This is a genomic window from Gymnodinialimonas mytili, from assembly GCF_037544085.1.
Taxonomy (GTDB): domain Bacteria; phylum Pseudomonadota; class Alphaproteobacteria; order Rhodobacterales; family Rhodobacteraceae; genus Gymnodinialimonas; species Gymnodinialimonas mytili.
On the sequence record NZ_JBBIFW010000001.1, the window covers coordinates 1171313 to 1188676 of the forward strand.

The following is a 17364-nucleotide window of genomic DNA, read 5'->3' on the forward strand; positions in this document are numbered from 1 at the left end:
AAGATTGTCTCCGTTTGTCAGGCGAAGGCTCAAGCGCCTTCATGAACATGACGAACGGGCGACACGCGGATCGACATCGCCGCACATTTTTTTTGAGAAAACCGATAAAATTTTGTTTTCATTACTAAAAGATAGTCTTGGGAGAACGATGAAGCGGCCTACTCCGAGGATCTATGAGCCTATCCGGGCGCGCGCTCGGCCCACCCAGCGAAGATGCGTTCCAACAAGACCACCACGTAGAACAGGACAATCCCCAGCGCGGCGAGCGCGAAGAGCACGGCAAACATCAGGGGATAATCGCTGTTGATACGCGCGCTGTCGAACAAATCGCCTAGGCCACGGCCATGGGGGCTGACAATCTCCATCAGATTGGTGCCGATAAAGGCCAGCGTGACGGCCACTTTCAATGCACCGAAAAATTCGGGCAGCGTCTTTGGCAGCGCAATCTTCCAAAAGATCGTGAAATTCGACGCGCCAAGCGACCGCAGGATGTCGCGATATTCGGGTTCTAATGTGCTCAGCCCGATAGAGACGGATACAGCGATGGGAAAGAAACTGATCATGAAGGCGATCAGGATGGTGTTGAAATCGTGCTGGCCCACAAACATCAGCGCCACGATGGGCACCACAGTCGCCTTGGGGATCGCGTTGAAGCCCACGAGGATTGGATAAAGCCCCTCGCGCGCAAATCGCGAGAACCCCATGATCATCCCCACAAGCGTTCCGAACACCACGGCAAGGGCCAGGCCAACCACGGTACGCCACAGCGTTTCCCAAGATTTCACGATGAACAACTCGCCATATTGCATATAACGCGGCAGCAGGTCCGAGGGGCTGGCCATGCGGAAATCAGGCAGGTCGTTCCACCACACCAAGAACTCCCACAGGCCCAGAATGCCCAGGATAAACACCAAAGGTGCAACGATCTTTCGGGTCGTGTCGCTCATTCCACAGGCTCCGGCATGCGGCCTTGGGCCAATTGGATCTGGTGGCGCAGTTCGGCCAGCATCTCGACGGCACGTGGCTTATAGAGATCCTCCAAAGTGCGCGGACCGGGGATGTCCACATTCAGCACATGCTGGGCATGGGCAGGTCTGCCGGACAAGACGATGACCTGATCCGCCAGAAACACGGATTCTCGCAGGTCATGGGTGATCAGCAGGCAGGTAAAGGGCTCCGCTGCGCGCAACGCGTGCATGGTGCACCAAAGATCCTCGCGGGTGAACGCATCCAGCGCGCCGAAGGGCTCGTCCAGGATAAGCACATCCGGCTTGTGAATGATCGACCGGCACAGACTGGCCCGCTGACGCATCCCACCGGACAACTCGGATGGGCGTTTGTTTTCGAACCCCTGCAAGCCGACCAAATCCAGCAGATGCATGGCGCGCTCCCGCGCCTGGGCTTTGGACATCGGACTTTTCACGATCTCCAGCGGCAGCAACACATTGTCGAGGATCGTGCGCCATTCCAGCAAAACAGGGTTCTGAAAGGCCATACCCACTGTCGGGCGCGGCGATGTCACCTGCGAGTCGTGCAACCAGACTTCGCCCTGGTCGGGCTTCATCAGCCCCGACACCAGCCGCGTCAGCGTAGATTTACCGCAACCTGACGGGCCAACAACCGCACAGAACGTGTTTTCGGGAATACAAAGCGTCAACGCATCCAAGACCGGCAGCGGGCCCATCTTGGTCCGATAAGCATGGGTGACCGCCTTTAGCTCGATCATCGACGCAGTGGCATTCATGGATGCAACCTCTCAGAGGGCGAAACTTGCCCCTTCATCTTGGCCGAAAAACTCTCGGGGAGGGTCCGGGAGGGGCAGACAGCCCCTCCCGGCGGGGGTGGGGGGGGGGGGTCCCCACACCAGGCGGTGCCCCCGCTACGGCGACGGCGAAGCCGGCGCAATCCCGCCCTTATTCAGGCGCCACCATCAATACATCCCCTTCCGGCAGATAAGCGTCGGTGAAGTACGCCGCCGGATCCTGTGCGTTCTGGAACTCGTAAGTCAGCGTCAACTGCTCCAATGCGGTTGCAAAGCGATCTGTATCTATACCGCCCATCCCGTTTTCCACGACGTAGGGCGTTAGCACATTTCCATCGATGGCAAGCTGCAGGCGGCGCGTCTCAAGGTCCACATCACCGGCCGGGTTGCGGTCGATCACCGAGGCGGCACCAGCAGCGGGATCGGCAATGGCGGCAGACCAGCCCTGCGCGACGGCGGTCAGAAACCCGGTCACAATCTCAGGATTCGCTTCGGCGAAGTCGGTGTTCACGATGATCGCGTTGCCATAAAGCTCCACCCCATGATCGGCAAACATGATCGTCGTGATGTCATCCTCGGGGATGCCCAGACGCGCCAGCGACAGATAGGACGAGAAATTGAAACCCGTCACACTGTCGACATTGCCCTCTGCAAGCATCGGCTCACGCGTGGGAAAACCTACGGGTTCGACCGAGATGGTGCTGACGTCGATACCATTCACTTCGGCCAGGATCGGGAACTGCGCCCAAGCGCCGTCCGGGGGCGGAGCGCCGAGGACAGAGCCTTCCAGATCGTCGATGCCGGAAATGCCCTGGCTGACGCGGCCCACAATCGAGAATGGCGGGCTATCGTAGACCATCATCACGGCTGTCACGGGTGCATCGGGGTTCTGATCGAGGAAGCGGATCAGCGAGTTGATGTCTGCAAAGCCGATGGGGAACGCGCCCGAGGCGACCTTTGGCAGCGCGTCGAGCGAGCCTTGACCCGCCGTGATTTCCACATTCAGGCCCTGTTCGGCGAAATAGCCGTTATCGATGGCCATGAAGTACGGGGCAGACGGACCTTCAAAGCGCCAGTCGAGCGCAAAGGCAATGTCTGTGTCTTGAGCGAGTGTTGGGGTGGCGGCCAGGACGGCGCCGGCCAGCGCGGCGGGCAGGATGCGTGTAAACACGGGAAGATCTCTCCTTGTCGATTGTCGAGGCCATTCGGCCTTTCTGAATTCTTGGGCGCCCCGGATCAGGCGTGGCCCGCCGCGGAGACGTCAATTATGGATCGGCCCCGCGGGCCAAGCCGCGCGGAGGTTGCGCAATTTTCAGGCGTGTTGCCAGCTTTTTGTGCAGCTATCGGGAAAGGCCGAGGTTATAGGTTCATCAGAAATGACGCGAAGCCCGGTTGGCTTGCGGGTCTGTTGGCGGGCCTCAACCCCAAATCGGCCAACCGGTCATTATGGCGTGCGGCGCCTGCTCCGGTCTCAAAGATCACCGGCACCCCTCCCAGCGGATGCAGCCACCATGTGGCCTGCGGCGTGACGTCCAGCGGGCCGGGCGCCTCGGTCACAAACCGGGCCAGGCTTTCGCGGATCGGCGTTGTGCTGGTCAAAACGGTATCGGCCTCGGCTGCGGCCTGCATGTGGCCACCGCCTGCCGCGCGGTAGGAATTGGTAACGACCAGCGCGGTATCGTCATCCTGCACGGGGCGGCCATCGGCAAAGCTAAGGTCGCGGATCCGGCCGGGCGTATCGTATATCTCATCTCCGTCGGCATTCGTACGCGGCGGCTGACTGACATCGACCGCATAGGTCAATCCGATCAGGCGATCAAAATTATAGGGCGCAAAGGCATGATCGACCAAAAGCTGTGGGGCGCCCTTGCCGGGATCAATCCGGTTGAACAATGATGCGGCGCGTTCCAGCCAGTCGCGCAGCCCGCGTCCGGTGATGCGCAACACGCTCAGCACGTTGGGATAGATGTAGAGATCAGCCGCGTGACGCAACTTGAGCGCACCGGCGGGGATATCGGTATAATTCGTCGACCCGGCGCGACCGCCTGCCTTAAACGGGGCCACAGCCGACAGAACCGGCAGATCGCGAAGCGCGGGATCGGCGGCAATCAACGGCGCGGAGGCTGCGCATTGCGCATCCGAGATAAGCTGTGTTGCGCGGCAGGGGGCCAGAGTGCTGAAATAGGTCTCAAGCGGCGTGGCGCTGTGGCCCAGCGGACGGGCGACATAGGCGCGTGTCACACGGTGTTCGCGCGCAATCAGACTGCGGACCTCCGGAAAGTCGGGCAGCAATCGATGGCTGCGCTTCGACCCATTCTTCGGGCTCTGGCTGACCGGGAACGTCCCCGCGCGGGCGCCACAAACCCGCCATTGCGGCTCTCTATCGCTCTGCAATGGTGGCTGCAGCTCCAAGTCGATGCATCCCAGATGAGATCCGAGCGCGCCAGGTTGAACAATCGGCACCCCATGAACACGCGCAGGCGGCGCGTCGGGCAGCACACGGTGCGTATGGCCCGCGATGACAGCATCGACATCGGGGATCTCGGCCACAAGGAGGGCTGCGTTCTCCGGGTGATCGACAAGGGTTTTTGCGCCCTGCCCGCTATGGGCCAGCACGATCACGATATCCGCGCCCTCGTCTTTCAAGGCACAAACCTGGCGATGGATCGCGGGAAGCATGTCTTCGAACAGGATTTGGTCCTGCACATAGAGCCGGTTCCAATCAGCCACTTGTGGGGGCACCGCACCGGTGACACCGATGCGGATCGGATGCGGGGCGCCCTCAGCATCGGTCATGACGCGCGCAAGGATATGGCGCGGTGGCAGAAACGAGGTCCCGTCGATCCGATTGGCATTGGCCAGCACAATCGGAAACTGCGCGCCTGACAGCGATGCCTCAAGATACGGCAATCCGAAGTCGAATTCGTGGTTGCCGATGGTGGCGGCGTCAAATCCCATCGCATTCATCGCGGCAATCATCGGATGGGTGCGACCGGCGGGCACGATCTCGGCCACGGCCGCATCGGCCAAGGGCGCGCCTTGCAGCGTATCGCCATTGTCGAACAGCAGACAATTGCGGCTGGCGGCCCGGGCGGCCGCGATCAGCGTGCCAAGCCGCGCGAGCCCTGTTCCCGGCGCATGGCGGTCCGTGAAGTAGTCAAACGGCAGCAGATGCGCATGTAAGTCCGTGGTCGCAAGGACGCGCAGACTGACACCCGACCCCACCTGCTCGGCGCGTTCGGTTGCAATTTCCCCCGGAAGGGTCATGTTGGCCCCAAATTCGTGTTTCCCATTTGAAGTCTGGCCTCCAAGCTGATTTGAGAAACCCCAAACTCGCGGCCACGAAAAAATAAGTCGCGCCCGCGAAGGTACTGTTGCCGCAGTGCCATAACCAAAGTCAGGGCCTCGACCGAGCATAGTATAATGAAACAATCTGAGGATGTAACTTTCGGAACCTCCGGTCTCGACCGGGCGGGACATCTGAGAAACAATGCCGAAGGTTTGGCCTTTGCTAGGTCGTCTGGCGCGCCGATCATACCGATGTGGCGGGGCAAACCGATGGTGACCGGCACGTCAGACACCGGCAGCGTGCGTTTGGCGCTGCGGCGCGAGGGGGATGCGGTACTGCGTGAACCCGGCGCGCCACCGGTTCTGCTGGGGCTCGATGCCGATGGCGAGACACCGATCTTTGCGCAAGACATCTCGGGTTGGCATCCCGAGGATCTGGACGAAGCGGCCGTGACGGCCTTTCTAGATCCCAGTGTTCAGGCGCATCCATCTGAGGCGAATTCTGGGGCGGCCTTCAGGGAATTGCGCGGGATCATGACCCAGCTGACACGACGCGACGCCGAACTGGCCGCGACGGCGCGAGCGGTCCTGACCTGGCACGCGACCCACCGCTTCTGCGCCAATTGCGGCATCAAATCCGAGCCGACCATGGCTGGCTGGCAGCGCGATTGTCCGGCTTGCGGGCGGCATCATTTCCCGCGCACCGATCCGGTTGTGATCATGCTCATCACCTATGGCGAGGCCGTTCTGGTTGGTCGGTCGCCGGGCTGGCCCGAGGGAATGTATTCTCTCTTGGCTGGATTTGCCGAGCCCGGAGAAACCATAGAAGCCGCTGTGCGTCGGGAAGTCTATGAGGAAACCGGTGTGCGGGTCGGACAGGTCGACTACCTGTCAAGCCAGCCCTGGCCCTTTCCCGCCTCGCTTATGTTTGGCTGCAGCGGCGTTGCCACCAGCACCGAAATCACCCCAGACCCCGAAGAAATAGAGGATGCGCGCTGGGTCAGCCGGTCTGAAATGCTCGACGTATTTGCCGGGGCACATCCTGATATCCGTGCCCCGCGCGAGGGAGCAATCGCGCATTTTCTGCTGCAGAGATGGCTCAGCAACCGTTTGGAGTGACGCCCCCCCAAGGCTTGACGCAGCGCAATGGGCTCCGGCATGTGGACAACGCCCGACCCACATACAGGATCAGATCATGCGCTTCAAAACCTCGGAAGACGTGGACGCCCCGGTTAGCCTGGTCTGGGCCCGGATCATCGATTTCAGTGGGGTCGAGGCCGATATCCGCGCGCGCGGCGCGACACTCTCGCGCGTGGGGCAATGGACACAGATCCATTCCGGCGCCGAATGGCGCGGACAGGTGCAGATCCGTGGGCGACTTCGACCGGTATCGTCCCGCATCGCGACCCTGATCCCCGAAGATAGCTGCGACATCCACACCCAGATCGGCGGGCTTGAAGCGGTCTATGAACTCAGGCTTATCGCCCTTCGAGAAGATTTCACGCGCATTCAGGCGATGCTCAACCTATCGGCAAGCTCTCTGTCAGCGCGCCTATCCCTGCAAACGCTGAAATTGGCCCGCGGGCGCGTTCTGACGCGCATGCAAACCATGCTTGCGCGCCAAGGCGCCAAGGCCGAGGCAGATCACCAAGCGCTTCGTCAAAACTGACGTGATTAGGCGCTAAGACTATCGACATCCGTTAGGCTCGTATAGAACGGTGGCAATACATTGCGAGGCCAACCACCACCACGCGCCGTTTGCTTGATGTAAGATCACACCGGGCAAACGGGCCTAGAGCACCTGAGCAGATTGGGTCCATGACGGAAAACGACCTAAAGCAGCGGCCCGTCGCCGACATCGCCGATCCAACGGAACGGCGGATCCAAGCCGCCCTGCGTGCAGCCAGGATAGGCGTGTTCGAGTTTGAGCCGCAGACAAACACGGCCTTCTGGGATGAGCGCGTGCGCGAGCTTTGGGGCATTTCGGGCAATGATCGCATCACCTATGAAATGGTTCTTGCTCAGGTTCATCCCGATGATCGCGCATTGCATGATGCGGGAACGGCCAAGGCGTTGGATCCCGACGGCGACGGTCGCATGGACATGACCTATCGGGTGTCGCCCAAAAGCGGCGGACCGATGCGATGGATCCGGGCCGAAGCTGAATGCGCCTTTGAAAATGGCATTCCGATGCGTTTGGTTGGCACGGTCAAAGATGTTACCGAACAGCGCGAAGCCGCCGAGCGCAACAGGCTTCTGGTCAATGAGCTTCAGCATCGCGTCAAGAACACGCTTGCTACAGCCGTCGCGGTGGTCAGCCTTTCACGAGAAGGCGCCGACGGGATCGACACCTATTTCAGTGCCGTCGACGAGCGTCTGCGCGCCTTGTCCGCGTCTCATGATTTGCTCCGGCGGACCGATTGGTCCCCGGTCGCCTTGACCGACCTGCTGCGCAGTGCGGCGATGACCTTACTGTCGCCCGAAGAGTATCGACAGCGCATCCTGTTTTCCGGGGACGATGTGGAATTCCCGGCAAAGGCTGTCATGACGATGGGCATGGCTTTGCATGAACTGGTGGTGAATGCGGCGAAGCACGGCGCGTTATCCAATCAAGATGGCCGCATCGATGTCACCCTGCAAAGCGCGAACGGCGGCGATATCCTGACATGGACCGAATCCGCCGGTCCTGAACCGACGGAGATTACGGGTCGGCAATCGGGGTTCGGCACCCTGCTGCTGAAAGAAATTCTACCGCTGGAATTGAGCGGCAAGTCGGCATTGGCTTACGGCGCAGACGGATTCGAGTACAATCTCACCGTCCCCTCCCTGGAAAGACGTCGCGCATGACCCATCCCACACGCGTTCTTGTCCTGGAAGATCAATTGCTTTTGGCCTTTGCCTTGAAGGCAATGCTGGGGGAGAATGATATTGAAACCGTCGGGCCTTTTGCGAACGCTCAAAGTGCGTTGGCAGCGTTGGATGAGGAGGAGTTTCACTTCGCGCTGCTGGATGTCAATCTTGGCGATGGCGAAACCAGCACGCCGGTCGCCGACGCCCTTTTGATACGCGAAAAACCCTTTGTCTTCGTAACGGGATATGGAAGCGCTGCGCCGCTTCCGCCGCGGTTCGATCACGTCGACCGGTTCCTGAAACCGGTAAACGTGCAACGGCTACTGGCTGCCATCAATCAAACGAGCGCGGGCGTGCAAAGCTAGCCATGGGGTGTTGAGGCCCGTCTGGCGCCGCGCTTCAGACCCAATTGCCGCTCGCGCCAGATGATCGCGATGCCCGCAGTCACGATCAGCGCCGCACCGATCAGCATGGGCGGGGTCGGAACCTCGTGAAACACGGTATAGCCGACGATCAGGGCCAGAAGCATCGAGCTATATTCAAACGGTGCGATCAGCGACGCATCGGCATAGCGGTAGGATGAGGTCAGCAAGATTTGCCCCACTCCCCCCGCCAGCCCCGCTGCGATCAGCATCCCGGTTTGTGCGGGTGTCGGCCAGGCCCAGCCCCAAGGCAGGGTCAGCAGGCTTAGACAGCTGGCGGTGATTGAAAACCAGAAGACAATGGCTGCCGTGCGCTCCGTCTGGACCAGTTTGCGCACAAACACTTGGGCCAGCGCCGCACAGACCGCGCCCATCAGAACAAGTACCGCCCCCAGCGCTTGGCCCGTATCGGCGCTTGTCGGATCAACGGCCAGCCTCGGCGACAAGACGATCAACACGCCACCCAGCCCCAACGCCACCATCGATAGCCGGAACAAGCGCACCTGCTCGCCCAAAAACATCGCCGCAAACACCACCACCAGTATCGGCGCCGCATACCCGATCGCCGTCACTTCGGGTAATGGAAGCAGACCCAGCCCCGCAAAACCGAGGCCCATCGCAGTGCTGCCCACCAAACCGCGCCACAGATGCCCCATCGGGTTTTGCGTGCGCCAGCCGGTGACCAGATCATGCTGGATCACCAACCACGCCAAGATAACCGGTAGCGCAAAGAAAGAGCGAAAAAACACCGCCTGACCGGGCGGTATGCCATCTGACGTTGCCTTGATCAGCGCGGCCATCGTGACGAACACGCAGACGGAGGCGACTTTAAGCGCGATGCCGCGCAAGGGGTTTGGGGTTGTGGACATGGGTCGGGGATAGGCCCCTTGGCGCTAACTGACAATTGCGGCGATGGCATGGCCGCTAGTCGGCGCGCGCCAAACGGGCCGCTGCCACAGCGCACACCCTGCGATTGCGAAAGCAGCATCTTGCGTTTCAGCCTCGTCTTGCCTATCTCGCTATTTGAGAGGTTGGCGCGGGCGAGCGCCTCGCCAACCTGGTCAGGTCCGGAAGGAAGCAGCCACAACGAGCCCCGCTTGGGTCGTCGTCCAGCCTCTCACCAACACAGCCTCGATCCGAACTGTGTCATTCCCCCTCTATGACGAGTTGACGTTGATCGGATGCCGTTCTTACGGATCCGACACATCCACCCCACGCGCCGCACCGCAAGCGGCCGTGCCGTGATCGCGTCCGCCGCTCCGCTCCCGCCCCCGTAAAACGCGCCAACGCGGGCCCCAGGCGCCCACCGCACGCCCTCAAACGGGCGTGCATATGCGAATGCAGCGAAGCTGCACAATTTGAGCGGGGGCGCTGACATCGGGTCACACAGGCCCACCCTCGACCAATTGCTCGGGATGCGTCGCAGCCCAATCGCGCAGAAACGCGGCAATCTCCGGATCGCCGACCAGATCCGATGCGGCCCGCGGCAACCCCACACCTTCTTGCAGCGCAAGCTCCAGACACGCGATGTAGTCTCGGTCGTTCCGCGCGGGATTGTTCTGCGCCCCGTGCAGGATTGTGGAAAACAGGTTTCCCCCATAGCCGTTGATATGACCGAGATCGGGCTTTTGGCGCAGCAGAAATGCCATCGCCTCGGGCAAGCCCTCCCACCCGGCGATCTGCACCGGCGTCAGTCCCTCGGCATCCGCGCAATCACTGTCCGCACCCGCCGCGACCAGGCGCTGCAAATGGGGCAATTTGCCGGGCAGATGTAGGATCATTCGCAGCAGGTCGCGACATGCCTCGCGCAAGGTCTCGTGTTCAAGAGGCTGACCATCCGGCACTTCTCCCTCCGCGATGCGTGCCAAAAGCGTTTCCACGGGAGATAGTGGCGTGGCGTGTCCTTGCGTTTCCAATCGGTCCGCCAATGCGATGTTTCCGAAGATGCGCGCGTAGGCATATGGCGTGACGCCGCGATAGATACGCGTCGCATCGGCCCCGTGAGTCAGCAGCAGGTCCACCATGTCAGGCGGGCTCATCCGCCGCGCCGCCTGGTGCAGCGCCGGCACCACCCATGGCTGTTCTCCCCCAACCTCGGCAGTGTTGAAATCATCAACGCGCGCGCCAGCTCCCAGCAGAAGCTTCACCGCTTCGACATCATGGAAATCCATCGCGCGCATCAAGGCGTTGGTGCCGAGCGGATCCGCCCCATGTTCCAAAAGCAGGCGCAGCCCGTCCCTGTGGCCAAGCTCGGTCGAGTGATAAAGCGATTCACCATCATTTGGATCGGCGCCATGTTCCAACAGCCAGCGTGCCAACGGAATATTCCCGGCATGACCGATGGCAAAGTACAACGTTGACAGCATGTGCGTGCTGCCTTCATGCAACGGCGTTGCCCCGTTGACATCAGCGCCCTGCGCCACAAGCATTTCCGCAATGTCCAACATCGCGGCCTCGCGGTCAGGCCAATGGTGGATCATCTTTGATCGAGCGAGATGCATAAGCGGCGGCACGATGACCATCGGCTGCACCGCCTCTTGTGGATGTGTGTCCAGGCGTGCGCGGACCCCGTCCACATCATAGAGGCCACACAGCAATCCCAGATGTCCGGCGGCCAGATCCGGCATCTCCGCCAGCAATTGATCCACCATCCAGAAATGACCGTTGTGGATGGCCTGACCCAATCTCTGCCGCCGCGTGGCACGATCCATACCATGCAGATCCGCGGCAGCTTTCAGATGCGGCCAAGACGCAAATCCCATCTCGCGTGCGATCACATGTAGAAAATCAGCATGGCGCAAAACCGTCCCCTCGGCCCGGGGACGGTAATTGCTCACGCGGGTGGTGGCATCGCGATCTCCGTCGCGATACGCTTTTTTGAGCACCGTGGCGTCACGGCGCAATTGGTCGATTGATCGTATCATCGGTTCCCTCATCACAGCCCGACGATCCGCTTAGACAGGCCAGAGAGACACCGAAGCGTGTCTGTAATGTGCTCATGAGGGTGCCGTTATCGGCTTTCCGCGGATCTGGGTGCTGCCCCAACAGCAATGAGATGGTAGCGCTGGGGTCGGTTGCTTTCAAGTGAAAGTACCTGTGTACATCTCAGGCACCATCATCCCATCAAATTCAAGATAGATGCAGCCAGAAAATTGCCGAAGAACGCCACAGCGCAGGCGGTTGAGAAATACATCATCGCCAAGAATAGACACCAACGCAGATAGGGTCGCGTCCGGACGGCTCCGGCGCGCCACAATAGGATGGACGCCGCCATCGCTGGCAGGTGGGCCATGGAGAACAGCACCATGAATGTGATGTCGAGCCCGGCAATCACTGAACGGGCGCCTCCCGTCAGAGCCGCCGCCCCCCAAAACAAAGCCGCCGCCACCGACATCGCCGCCACAAATGCCGCCATAGCGGCCCATATCCAGCGGTTCGTCACCGGTCTTCTCCCCCAATATTTTCGATGCACGGCCCCGTCGGTCCTAAGTTTTACGCTATGAATGACACTTCAAGCGACGACAACCGCAACCGCGTCACCAAGCGTCGAACGGATTGGGCCGAGGATCGGACCATCCTGGCAACTGAGCGCATATTTGCGTCCTGGATAGATGCTTTGGGTGTCGCCATCGGTTTGAACGCCGTGTTTGGCGCGTTCGAGCCGATCTGGGCCGCCAAAGCGGTCGCAAGCCGCTCTCTAGCCGCCGCCATCCTCATCTTTCGGTCCGCCCGCAACCACGCGCGCAAGACCCGTAAACACCCGACCCGGCGCAATACCGAAGCGCAATCCGCGCGCAGCATTACCTCACTGGGCACAATCCCGACCACCGCGACGATGCTGACCGGCGCCACATTATGGAGCCCGTAGCCGCAAGTACCGGGGGGATGGCCGAAGGCCGAGGGGCGGCGCCCCTGAAACCCGAACGCAGTGAGGGCCGCCGCGGTCGTGGCGCAGGCCAAAGGCTGAGACACGCCGCATCCCCGCTGGACGCCCGCGTGCCCGCGCCCTACCCTGTCCCGCAGCCAGTCATCCGTGAGTCTCATGCCGTCAGATCAACAGCCCGCCTACCAGGTTCTTGCCCGAAAGCACCGCCCCGCCACCTTCGCCGATCTGATCGGGCAGGAGGCCATGGTGCGCACCCTTAAGAACGCGTTTGAGGCCGACCGCATCGCCCAAGCCTTCATGCTGACTGGTATCCGCGGCACCGGCAAAACCACCACTGCGCGGATCATTGCAAAAGGGCTCAACTGCATCGGCGCCGACGGCCAGGGCGGCCCCACCACTGATCCTTGCGGCATTTGCGAAAACTGTATCGGCATCGCCGAAGGGCGCCATGTGGATGTGATGGAGATGGATGCGGCCTCGAACACGGGCGTGCAAAACATCCGCGACGCCATCATCGAAACGGTCAGCTACCGCGCCGCCCAGGCGCGCTACAAGATCTTCATCATCGACGAAGTTCACATGCTGTCGACCAGCGCATTCAACGCCCTGCTGAAAACGCTCGAAGAACCGCCCGCCCACGTCAAGTTCCTCTTCGCCACCACGGAGATCCGCAAAGTCCCCGTCACGGTGCTCAGCCGCTGCCAGCGCTTCGATCTGCGCCGGATCGAACCCGAAGTGATGATCGCGCATCTCAAAAAGATCGCGGCGCTCGAAAGCGCCGAGATCGCCGACGATGCCCTGGCCCTGATCACGCGCGCGGCCGAAGGCTCGGTTCGCGATGCAATGAGCCTTCTGGACCAGGCGATTGCCCATGGTGCGGGCGAAACCACCGCCGATCAGGTGCGGGCCATGCTGGGCCTTGCCGATCGCGGTCGTGTCCTGGATCTGTTCGAAGCGATTATGCGGGGTGATGCGGCGGGCGCGCTGGACCTTTTGGGCGCCCAATATGCTGACGGGGCCGATCCTTTGGCGGTTCTGCGCGATTTGGCCGAAATCACCCATTGGCTGAGCGTTGTCTCAATCACACCCGAAGCGGCGGATGACCCCACCATTTCGCCCGACGAACGCACACGTGGCTTGGCCCTGGCCGAAAAGCTTCCGATGCGGGCGCTGACCCGGATGTGGCAGATGTTGCTGAAGGCACTGGATGAGGTGCGCTTGGCCCCCAACGCGATGATGGCCGCCGAAATGGCCGTGATCCGCCTGACCCATGTTGCCGAATTGCCCACGCCCGGAGATTTGGTGAAGAAACTGGAACAGATGCCACGCCCAACAGGCGGCGCGCCCTCGGGCGGGGGCGGCAGCGCACCGGTCGGGCCAGGTCCAGTCGCGCGGGCACCGGTGATGACAGGCGGCGGCGGGGGGGGCGGCCCGCAAGCGGCGTTGGCGGCCGCGACGGGGCCGGATCTGTCGGTCTATCCGACGTTCCAATCGATGGTGGATCTGATCGCCACCGCCCGCGACATCAAACTGTTGATCGAAGTGAAAACGGCACTGCGTCCCGTCACCTATGCGCCCGGGCGCCTGGAGGTCGAAGTGACCGAAACGGCACCCAAGGATCTGGTGCAGCGGCTGGGGCGCCTGCTGCAAACCGCTACCGGTGCACGATGGGCGATTTCGGTGGCCAGTTCCGGCGGTGGACGCACCATCGAAGAAGAAGAACAGGCCGAGCGGCGCGCCATGGAGGACGACGTTGCCAAGCATCCGCTGATGCAGGCCGTCCTGTCGCGGTTTCCGCAAGCCAAGATCACCGATATCCGGTCCCATGCCGAATTGGCGCAAGACGCCGCCGTCACGGCTCTGGAGGAAATCCCCGAGGAAGCGGATGATTGGGATCCGTTCGACGACGAATGATCCGCATTGCGGGGGTCGAGGATATCGACACATTGCTGGAGCTGAACGCTGTCGTTCAAGGCTGGCACGCCGCGCACTACCCGGACCGTTTCAGCGCGGATCCGGACTCTGATCGGATGCGCGCGTTCTTTATCGAAATGTTGCAAACCGATGGCTGCTACATTCTGTTGGAAGCGAACGGCGCCGGTTATCTGTTTGCCAAATTCCACGCGGGCAAGGAAACGCCCACCGGTCAAAAGAAGGCCTTCTTGCATATCGAACATCTCGCCGTCAGGCCCGAGCGGCAACGCAAAGGGGTGGGTTCGGCCCTGATGACAGAGGCCGAAACCCTGGCGCGCGATCTAGACTGCGCGAGCGTGACCTTGGACACTTGGGCCGCCAACCACTCAGCCCATCGCATGTTCGAAGCGATGGGCATGCGCCCCTTGCGGCACCACTATTCCAAGCTTCTGGACTAGGTCAGAGCCCCGGCCACCGCTCTGGCGTGATGTAGCCCAAAATCTCCATGCCACCTGAGCCATCCGGGCGCAGCACATAGGTCACGCCCATCGGCTCTGGATAGACGCCAGTCGCGGCCTCGAACGGATCGTCATGGCCTACCAAGATGCGGTTTTGCCCCTCTTCCAACGGCGCTGTCATCGCGGCCATCATACCGTCGCGCATCTGAGCGATCTGTTCTTCGGTGTAGTCTTCGGCAGGCGCGAAGTTCAGCCCCGCATCCTGATGATATTCGCCAAATGCCAGCCACGCCGTCTGCCAAGCGCGGCAATACTGGCTGGAGATCACCTCATCCGCCGCAATATCGAAATAGCGAAAGCTCTCGCCGATCTGCACGGCCTCGTGCCAGCCCGCCTCGCTGAGCGTCCGTTGCGTCGAGCAATCCGTTGGATCGGCATCGACCTGGTCGGCATAATCGGTCTCGGTCGTGGCATGGCGGATAAAAATCACCACACCACCCTGTTGCATGGTCGTCACCAGCTCTTGGGGTGTGAAGTTTTCGGTGGCGGTGGCGGGAAAGGCAAACACCGCCGCGCAGGCGGCAAGGGGCAAAACGCGTGTCATCGCAAGCTCCATCTCTCTCATTCTGAAGGGGGATGCCTTGGTACCAGCGCGGTGCCTCGGGTGAATGTAGCCTGACCCGCAAGCGCATTTTGTTTCAACGGAGTTTACGATAGCTTTTCTGACGCTTGTTTGCACGCGCGCCACCGCGTATCTCCAAGCAAGCTGGCAACAGGAGTGGATGATATGCTGAAGGGCTTGGGCGGAATTGGCGATATGGCCAAGATGATGAAGCAGGCACAGGAATTGCAGGGCAAGATGGCCCAGATGCAGGAAGACCTGGCCTCGGTCACCGTGACCGGCGAAAGCGGCGCGGGCCTGGTAAAGGCGACGGCGACCGCGAAGGGCGAATTGACGGCGCTAGATATCGACCCCTCGATCTTTAACGAGGACGACAAAGCCGTGGTTGAAGATCTGATCCTGGCCGCGATCAAAGACGCGCAATCCCGTGCACAGACCAGAAGCCAGGAAGAGATGAGCAAGATGGCCGAAGAGATGGGCCTACCCCCTGGTGTGCAGATGCCATTCTAAGCGCTGGGGATTTCGTGGCTGACGCCCCCAAGGATATAGAAGAACTGATCGGGATCATGGCCCGGCTTCCGGGTCTGGGGCCGCGCTCGGCCCGGCGGGCTGTTCTGACGCTGATCAAGAAGCGCGGGGCGCTGATGCGGCCCCTCGCCGATGCAATGGCGCGTGTGGCTGAAACAGCACGGGAATGCGTGAATTGCGGCAATATCGGCACTGGAGACCTGTGCCCAATCTGTGCCGATGCCGGGCGCGCGACCGGAGAGCTGTGTATCGTCGAAGATGTTGCCGATCTTTGGGCGATGGAGCGCGGCGGCGCGTTTAAAGGCCGCTACCACGTGCTGGGCGGCACCTTGTCGGCGCTGGATGATGTCGGCCCGGAAGATCTGCGCATACCCGTCTTGCGCGACCGGTTGGAGGCCGAAGGGATCACGGAGGTGATCCTGGCGCTGAATGCAACCGTCGACGGGCAAACCACGGCGCATTACATCGCAGATGAACTGGCGGGATCAGGGGTGTCGATGACCTCTCTCGCCCAAGGCGTTCCAATAGGCGGTGAGTTGGACTATCTGGACGATGGCACGATCTCGGCAGCCCTGCGCGCACGGAAAACGCTGTAAATGTTGCCAAATTGTGTAGCTGCGCTGCATGCGTTTTATTTGATGGGCACTAAACACCACCGAAGCACAATGCGGCAGCGCATCACTTTCTGCGCGTCGTCCGACGCCTCCGGCGGGAGTTTTTTGCCAAGATGAAAGGACCAACGCCCCCACGGGATGATCGAGACTCAAACTTGGCCAGCTTCTCCATCCGTGGGGGTTTCACCTTGGACGCCGAGTCGGTCTCCACCTATCGACGCACTCCTTTTGTTACCGATCAGCCTTAACGATAGGTTAAGTGCCCCTTTCAACTTGGTCGAAAACTCTCGGCGGGAGCCGCAGGCCGGGGGGCAGACAGCCCCCCGTGGACCGTTCTAACTGCCATAGGGTTTCGAGTGACATGCCACAGATGCCCCCTCGCATGGCTACCGCATCGGCGAAAACAATGCATCCGGAGAGGTACAATCGCGGATGACATCGGCCCCGCATTCACGGGATTCCAGATCGCGCGTCAGGCAAATTCGGACCTCTTGAATACGGTTTGCACGGCAGGTCACGGTGACCATATCGGCATCCAACTGGGGGTTCACTTCGAGAAAGGCTTCTTCGATGACACTCGCCGCCACGCGCACGTCCTGATCCAATTGCCTGAGCAAAGGAGGGCGCTCGACGGCTGCGTAGGCATGTCTTGAAAGCGCGTAGTAATCTGCCGCCTCAAGACCCGTGCAAACGCCGTGCTTGCGCCATTGATGCCAAGCGAGCCCGCCAGACCCCATGATATCGGCCATCTCGCCGGTCATCCCGCGGGACGGTGCGCGCAGAACGCTGGGGCAATAGCTGGGCCAGCCTTGTTCGAATTGCGGCCAGAGGCCGTGCAGCGTGAACCCATAGCCCCCGCCCGCATCGCATTGTGGACTATCCCGGTCGTCGCCTTCCAACGCACACCATGTGGACGTCCAGCTGAGCGCCATCACGTAGTAGTCGAAATCACCTGCACGCTCCCCTTCGGCCTGCGCCACGCCTGCGGCGCAGATCAGCGCCAAGATCAACCGTTTCATT

18 protein-coding genes and 1 other RNA gene are annotated in these 17364 nt (G+C 61.2%); 10 read left to right on the forward strand and 9 right to left on the reverse strand.

Annotation, left to right across the window (positions count from 1 at the left end; genetic code table 11):
- Nucleotides 1–179: 179 nt before the first annotated feature.
- From V8J82_RS05705 to V8J82_RS05720, 4 genes are all read right to left on the reverse strand, one after another.
- Nucleotides 180–947, reverse strand: a complete 768-nt coding sequence (locus V8J82_RS05705; RefSeq protein WP_339973050.1) for an ABC transporter permease — start codon at nt 945–947, stop codon at nt 180–182.
- Complete coding sequence (locus tag V8J82_RS05710; protein WP_339973052.1) at nt 944–1744, reverse strand: ABC transporter ATP-binding protein; 801 nt, start codon at nt 1742–1744, stop codon at nt 944–946. Before V8J82_RS05710 ends, V8J82_RS05705 begins: the two co-directional genes overlap by 4 nt.
- Before the next feature lie 169 nt (nt 1745–1913).
- Entirely contained in the window at nt 1914–2933 is a 1020-nt protein-coding gene (locus tag V8J82_RS05715; RefSeq protein WP_439650035.1) for an ABC transporter substrate-binding protein, read from the reverse strand.
- Nucleotides 2934–3121: 188 nt separating this feature from the next.
- Nucleotides 3122–5029 (reverse strand): bifunctional 2',3'-cyclic-nucleotide 2'-phosphodiesterase/3'-nucleotidase, encoded by a 1908-nt coding sequence (locus V8J82_RS05720; RefSeq protein WP_339973054.1) that lies wholly within the window; start codon nt 5027–5029, stop codon nt 3122–3124.
- Between the two features lie 156 nt (nt 5030–5185).
- Between V8J82_RS05720 and nudC the strand changes: the two genes are divergently transcribed.
- The 4 genes from nudC to V8J82_RS05740 all read left to right on the forward strand — a co-directional run bounded on the left by nudC (nt 5186) and on the right by V8J82_RS05740 (nt 8265).
- Complete coding sequence (nudC, locus tag V8J82_RS05725) at nt 5186–6169, forward strand: NAD(+) diphosphatase (RefSeq protein ID WP_339973056.1); 984 nt, start codon at nt 5186–5188, stop codon at nt 6167–6169.
- A 76-nt stretch (nt 6170–6245) separates the two neighbouring features.
- Nucleotides 6246–6719, forward strand: coding sequence for a hypothetical protein (locus V8J82_RS05730; protein ID WP_339973058.1), 474 nt, complete (start codon nt 6246–6248; stop codon nt 6717–6719).
- A gap of 149 nt (nt 6720–6868) precedes the next feature.
- A complete protein-coding gene (locus V8J82_RS05735; RefSeq protein WP_339973060.1) occupies nt 6869–7897 on the forward strand; it encodes a sensor histidine kinase in 1029 nt (342 codons plus the stop codon).
- Complete coding sequence (locus V8J82_RS05740) at nt 7894–8265, forward strand: response regulator (RefSeq protein WP_339973061.1); 372 nt, start codon at nt 7894–7896, stop codon at nt 8263–8265. The genes V8J82_RS05735 and V8J82_RS05740 overlap by 4 nt, the downstream gene beginning before the upstream one ends.
- Here the strand turns inward: V8J82_RS05740 and V8J82_RS05745 are convergent.
- Entirely contained in the window at nt 8262–9191 is a 930-nt protein-coding gene (locus V8J82_RS05745; protein ID WP_339973062.1) for a DMT family transporter, read from the reverse strand. The two genes, V8J82_RS05740 and V8J82_RS05745, sit on opposite strands and share 4 nt — an antisense overlap.
- A 155-nt stretch (nt 9192–9346) precedes the next feature.
- On the opposite strand from V8J82_RS05745, the gene ffs reads away from it, so the two are divergent.
- Nucleotides 9347–9445, forward strand: an RNA gene (ffs, locus tag V8J82_RS05750) — signal recognition particle sRNA small type.
- Between the two features lie 259 nt (nt 9446–9704).
- Here the strand turns inward: ffs and V8J82_RS05755 are convergent.
- Together V8J82_RS05755 and V8J82_RS05760 are read right to left on the reverse strand one after the other, a co-directional pair.
- The gene (locus V8J82_RS05755) at nt 9705–11246 is read right to left on the reverse strand and encodes an ankyrin repeat domain-containing protein (protein ID WP_339973063.1); all 1542 of its coding nucleotides are present in this window, start codon (nt 11244–11246) and stop codon (nt 9705–9707) included.
- A gap of 191 nt (nt 11247–11437) precedes the next feature.
- Nucleotides 11438–11764 (reverse strand): hypothetical protein, encoded by a 327-nt coding sequence (locus V8J82_RS05760; RefSeq protein ID WP_339973064.1) that lies wholly within the window; start codon nt 11762–11764, stop codon nt 11438–11440.
- A gap of 57 nt (nt 11765–11821) precedes the next feature.
- Between V8J82_RS05760 and V8J82_RS05765 the strand changes: the two genes are divergently transcribed.
- From V8J82_RS05765 to V8J82_RS05775, 3 genes are all read left to right on the forward strand, one after another.
- The gene (locus V8J82_RS05765; protein ID WP_339973066.1) at nt 11822–12190 is read left to right on the forward strand and encodes a YidH family protein; all 369 of its coding nucleotides are present in this window, start codon (nt 11822–11824) and stop codon (nt 12188–12190) included.
- 165 nt (nt 12191–12355) lie between these two features.
- Complete coding sequence (locus tag V8J82_RS05770; protein ID WP_339973068.1) at nt 12356–14122, forward strand: DNA polymerase III subunit gamma/tau; 1767 nt, start codon at nt 12356–12358, stop codon at nt 14120–14122.
- Nucleotides 14119–14580, forward strand: coding sequence for a GNAT family N-acetyltransferase (locus V8J82_RS05775; protein WP_339973071.1), 462 nt, complete (start codon nt 14119–14121; stop codon nt 14578–14580). Before V8J82_RS05770 ends, V8J82_RS05775 begins: the two co-directional genes overlap by 4 nt.
- Before the next feature lies 1 nt (nt 14581).
- On the opposite strand, the gene V8J82_RS05780 is transcribed toward V8J82_RS05775, so the two are convergent.
- On the reverse strand, nt 14582–15184 hold the full coding sequence (locus tag V8J82_RS05780; protein ID WP_339973073.1) for a histidine phosphatase family protein: 603 nt from the start codon (nt 15182–15184) through the stop codon (nt 14582–14584).
- A gap of 183 nt (nt 15185–15367) precedes the next feature.
- Here V8J82_RS05780 and V8J82_RS05785 point away from each other — a divergent pair, with 183 nt between their 5' ends.
- Together V8J82_RS05785 and recR are read left to right on the forward strand one after the other, a co-directional pair.
- Nucleotides 15368–15712: a YbaB/EbfC family nucleoid-associated protein gene (locus V8J82_RS05785; RefSeq protein WP_339973075.1), complete on the forward strand. Its 345-nt coding sequence runs from the start codon at nt 15368–15370 to the stop codon at nt 15710–15712.
- A 14-nt stretch (nt 15713–15726) separates the two neighbouring features.
- Entirely contained in the window at nt 15727–16326 is a 600-nt protein-coding gene (recR, locus tag V8J82_RS05790) for a recombination mediator RecR (protein WP_339973078.1), read from the forward strand.
- A gap of 404 nt (nt 16327–16730) precedes the next feature.
- Here the strand turns inward: recR and V8J82_RS05795 are convergent, their stop codons facing one another.
- Nucleotides 16731–17363 carry a ribonuclease T2 family protein gene (locus tag V8J82_RS05795; protein WP_339973080.1) on the reverse strand — a complete coding sequence of 211 codons (633 nt, stop codon included), beginning with the start codon at nt 17361–17363 and terminating at the stop codon, nt 16731–16733.
- Between the last annotated feature and the right edge of the window lies 1 nt (nt 17364).

Excerpts from the sequence above, each read along its gene's own strand:
- V8J82_RS05705 (WP_339973050.1), bottom strand. The coding sequence starts at position 947 with ATGAGCGACACGACCCGAAAGATCGTTGCACCTTTGGTGTTTATCCTG.
- V8J82_RS05710 (WP_339973052.1), bottom strand. The coding sequence starts at position 1,744 with ATGAATGCCACTGCGTCGATGATCGAGCTAAAGGCGGTCACCCATGCT.
- V8J82_RS05720 (WP_339973054.1), bottom strand. The coding sequence starts at position 5,029 with ATGACCCTTCCGGGGGAAATTGCAACCGAACGCGCCGAGCAGGTGGGG.
- nudC (WP_339973056.1), top strand. The coding sequence starts at position 5,186 with ATGAAACAATCTGAGGATGTAACTTTCGGAACCTCCGGTCTCGACCGG.
- V8J82_RS05730 (WP_339973058.1), top strand. The coding sequence starts at position 6,246 with ATGCGCTTCAAAACCTCGGAAGACGTGGACGCCCCGGTTAGCCTGGTC.
- V8J82_RS05735 (WP_339973060.1), top strand. The coding sequence starts at position 6,869 with ATGACGGAAAACGACCTAAAGCAGCGGCCCGTCGCCGACATCGCCGAT.
- V8J82_RS05740 (WP_339973061.1), top strand. The coding sequence starts at position 7,894 with ATGACCCATCCCACACGCGTTCTTGTCCTGGAAGATCAATTGCTTTTG.
- V8J82_RS05745 (WP_339973062.1), bottom strand. The coding sequence starts at position 9,191 with ATGTCCACAACCCCAAACCCCTTGCGCGGCATCGCGCTTAAAGTCGCC.
- V8J82_RS05755 (WP_339973063.1), bottom strand. The coding sequence starts at position 11,246 with ATGATACGATCAATCGACCAATTGCGCCGTGACGCCACGGTGCTCAAA.
- V8J82_RS05765 (WP_339973066.1), top strand. The coding sequence starts at position 11,822 with ATGAATGACACTTCAAGCGACGACAACCGCAACCGCGTCACCAAGCGT.
- V8J82_RS05775 (WP_339973071.1), top strand. The coding sequence starts at position 14,119 with ATGATCCGCATTGCGGGGGTCGAGGATATCGACACATTGCTGGAGCTG.
- V8J82_RS05780 (WP_339973073.1), bottom strand. The coding sequence starts at position 15,184 with ATGACACGCGTTTTGCCCCTTGCCGCCTGCGCGGCGGTGTTTGCCTTT.
- V8J82_RS05785 (WP_339973075.1), top strand. The coding sequence starts at position 15,368 with ATGCTGAAGGGCTTGGGCGGAATTGGCGATATGGCCAAGATGATGAAG.
- V8J82_RS05795 (WP_339973080.1), bottom strand. The coding sequence starts at position 17,363 with ATGAAACGGTTGATCTTGGCGCTGATCTGCGCCGCAGGCGTGGCGCAG.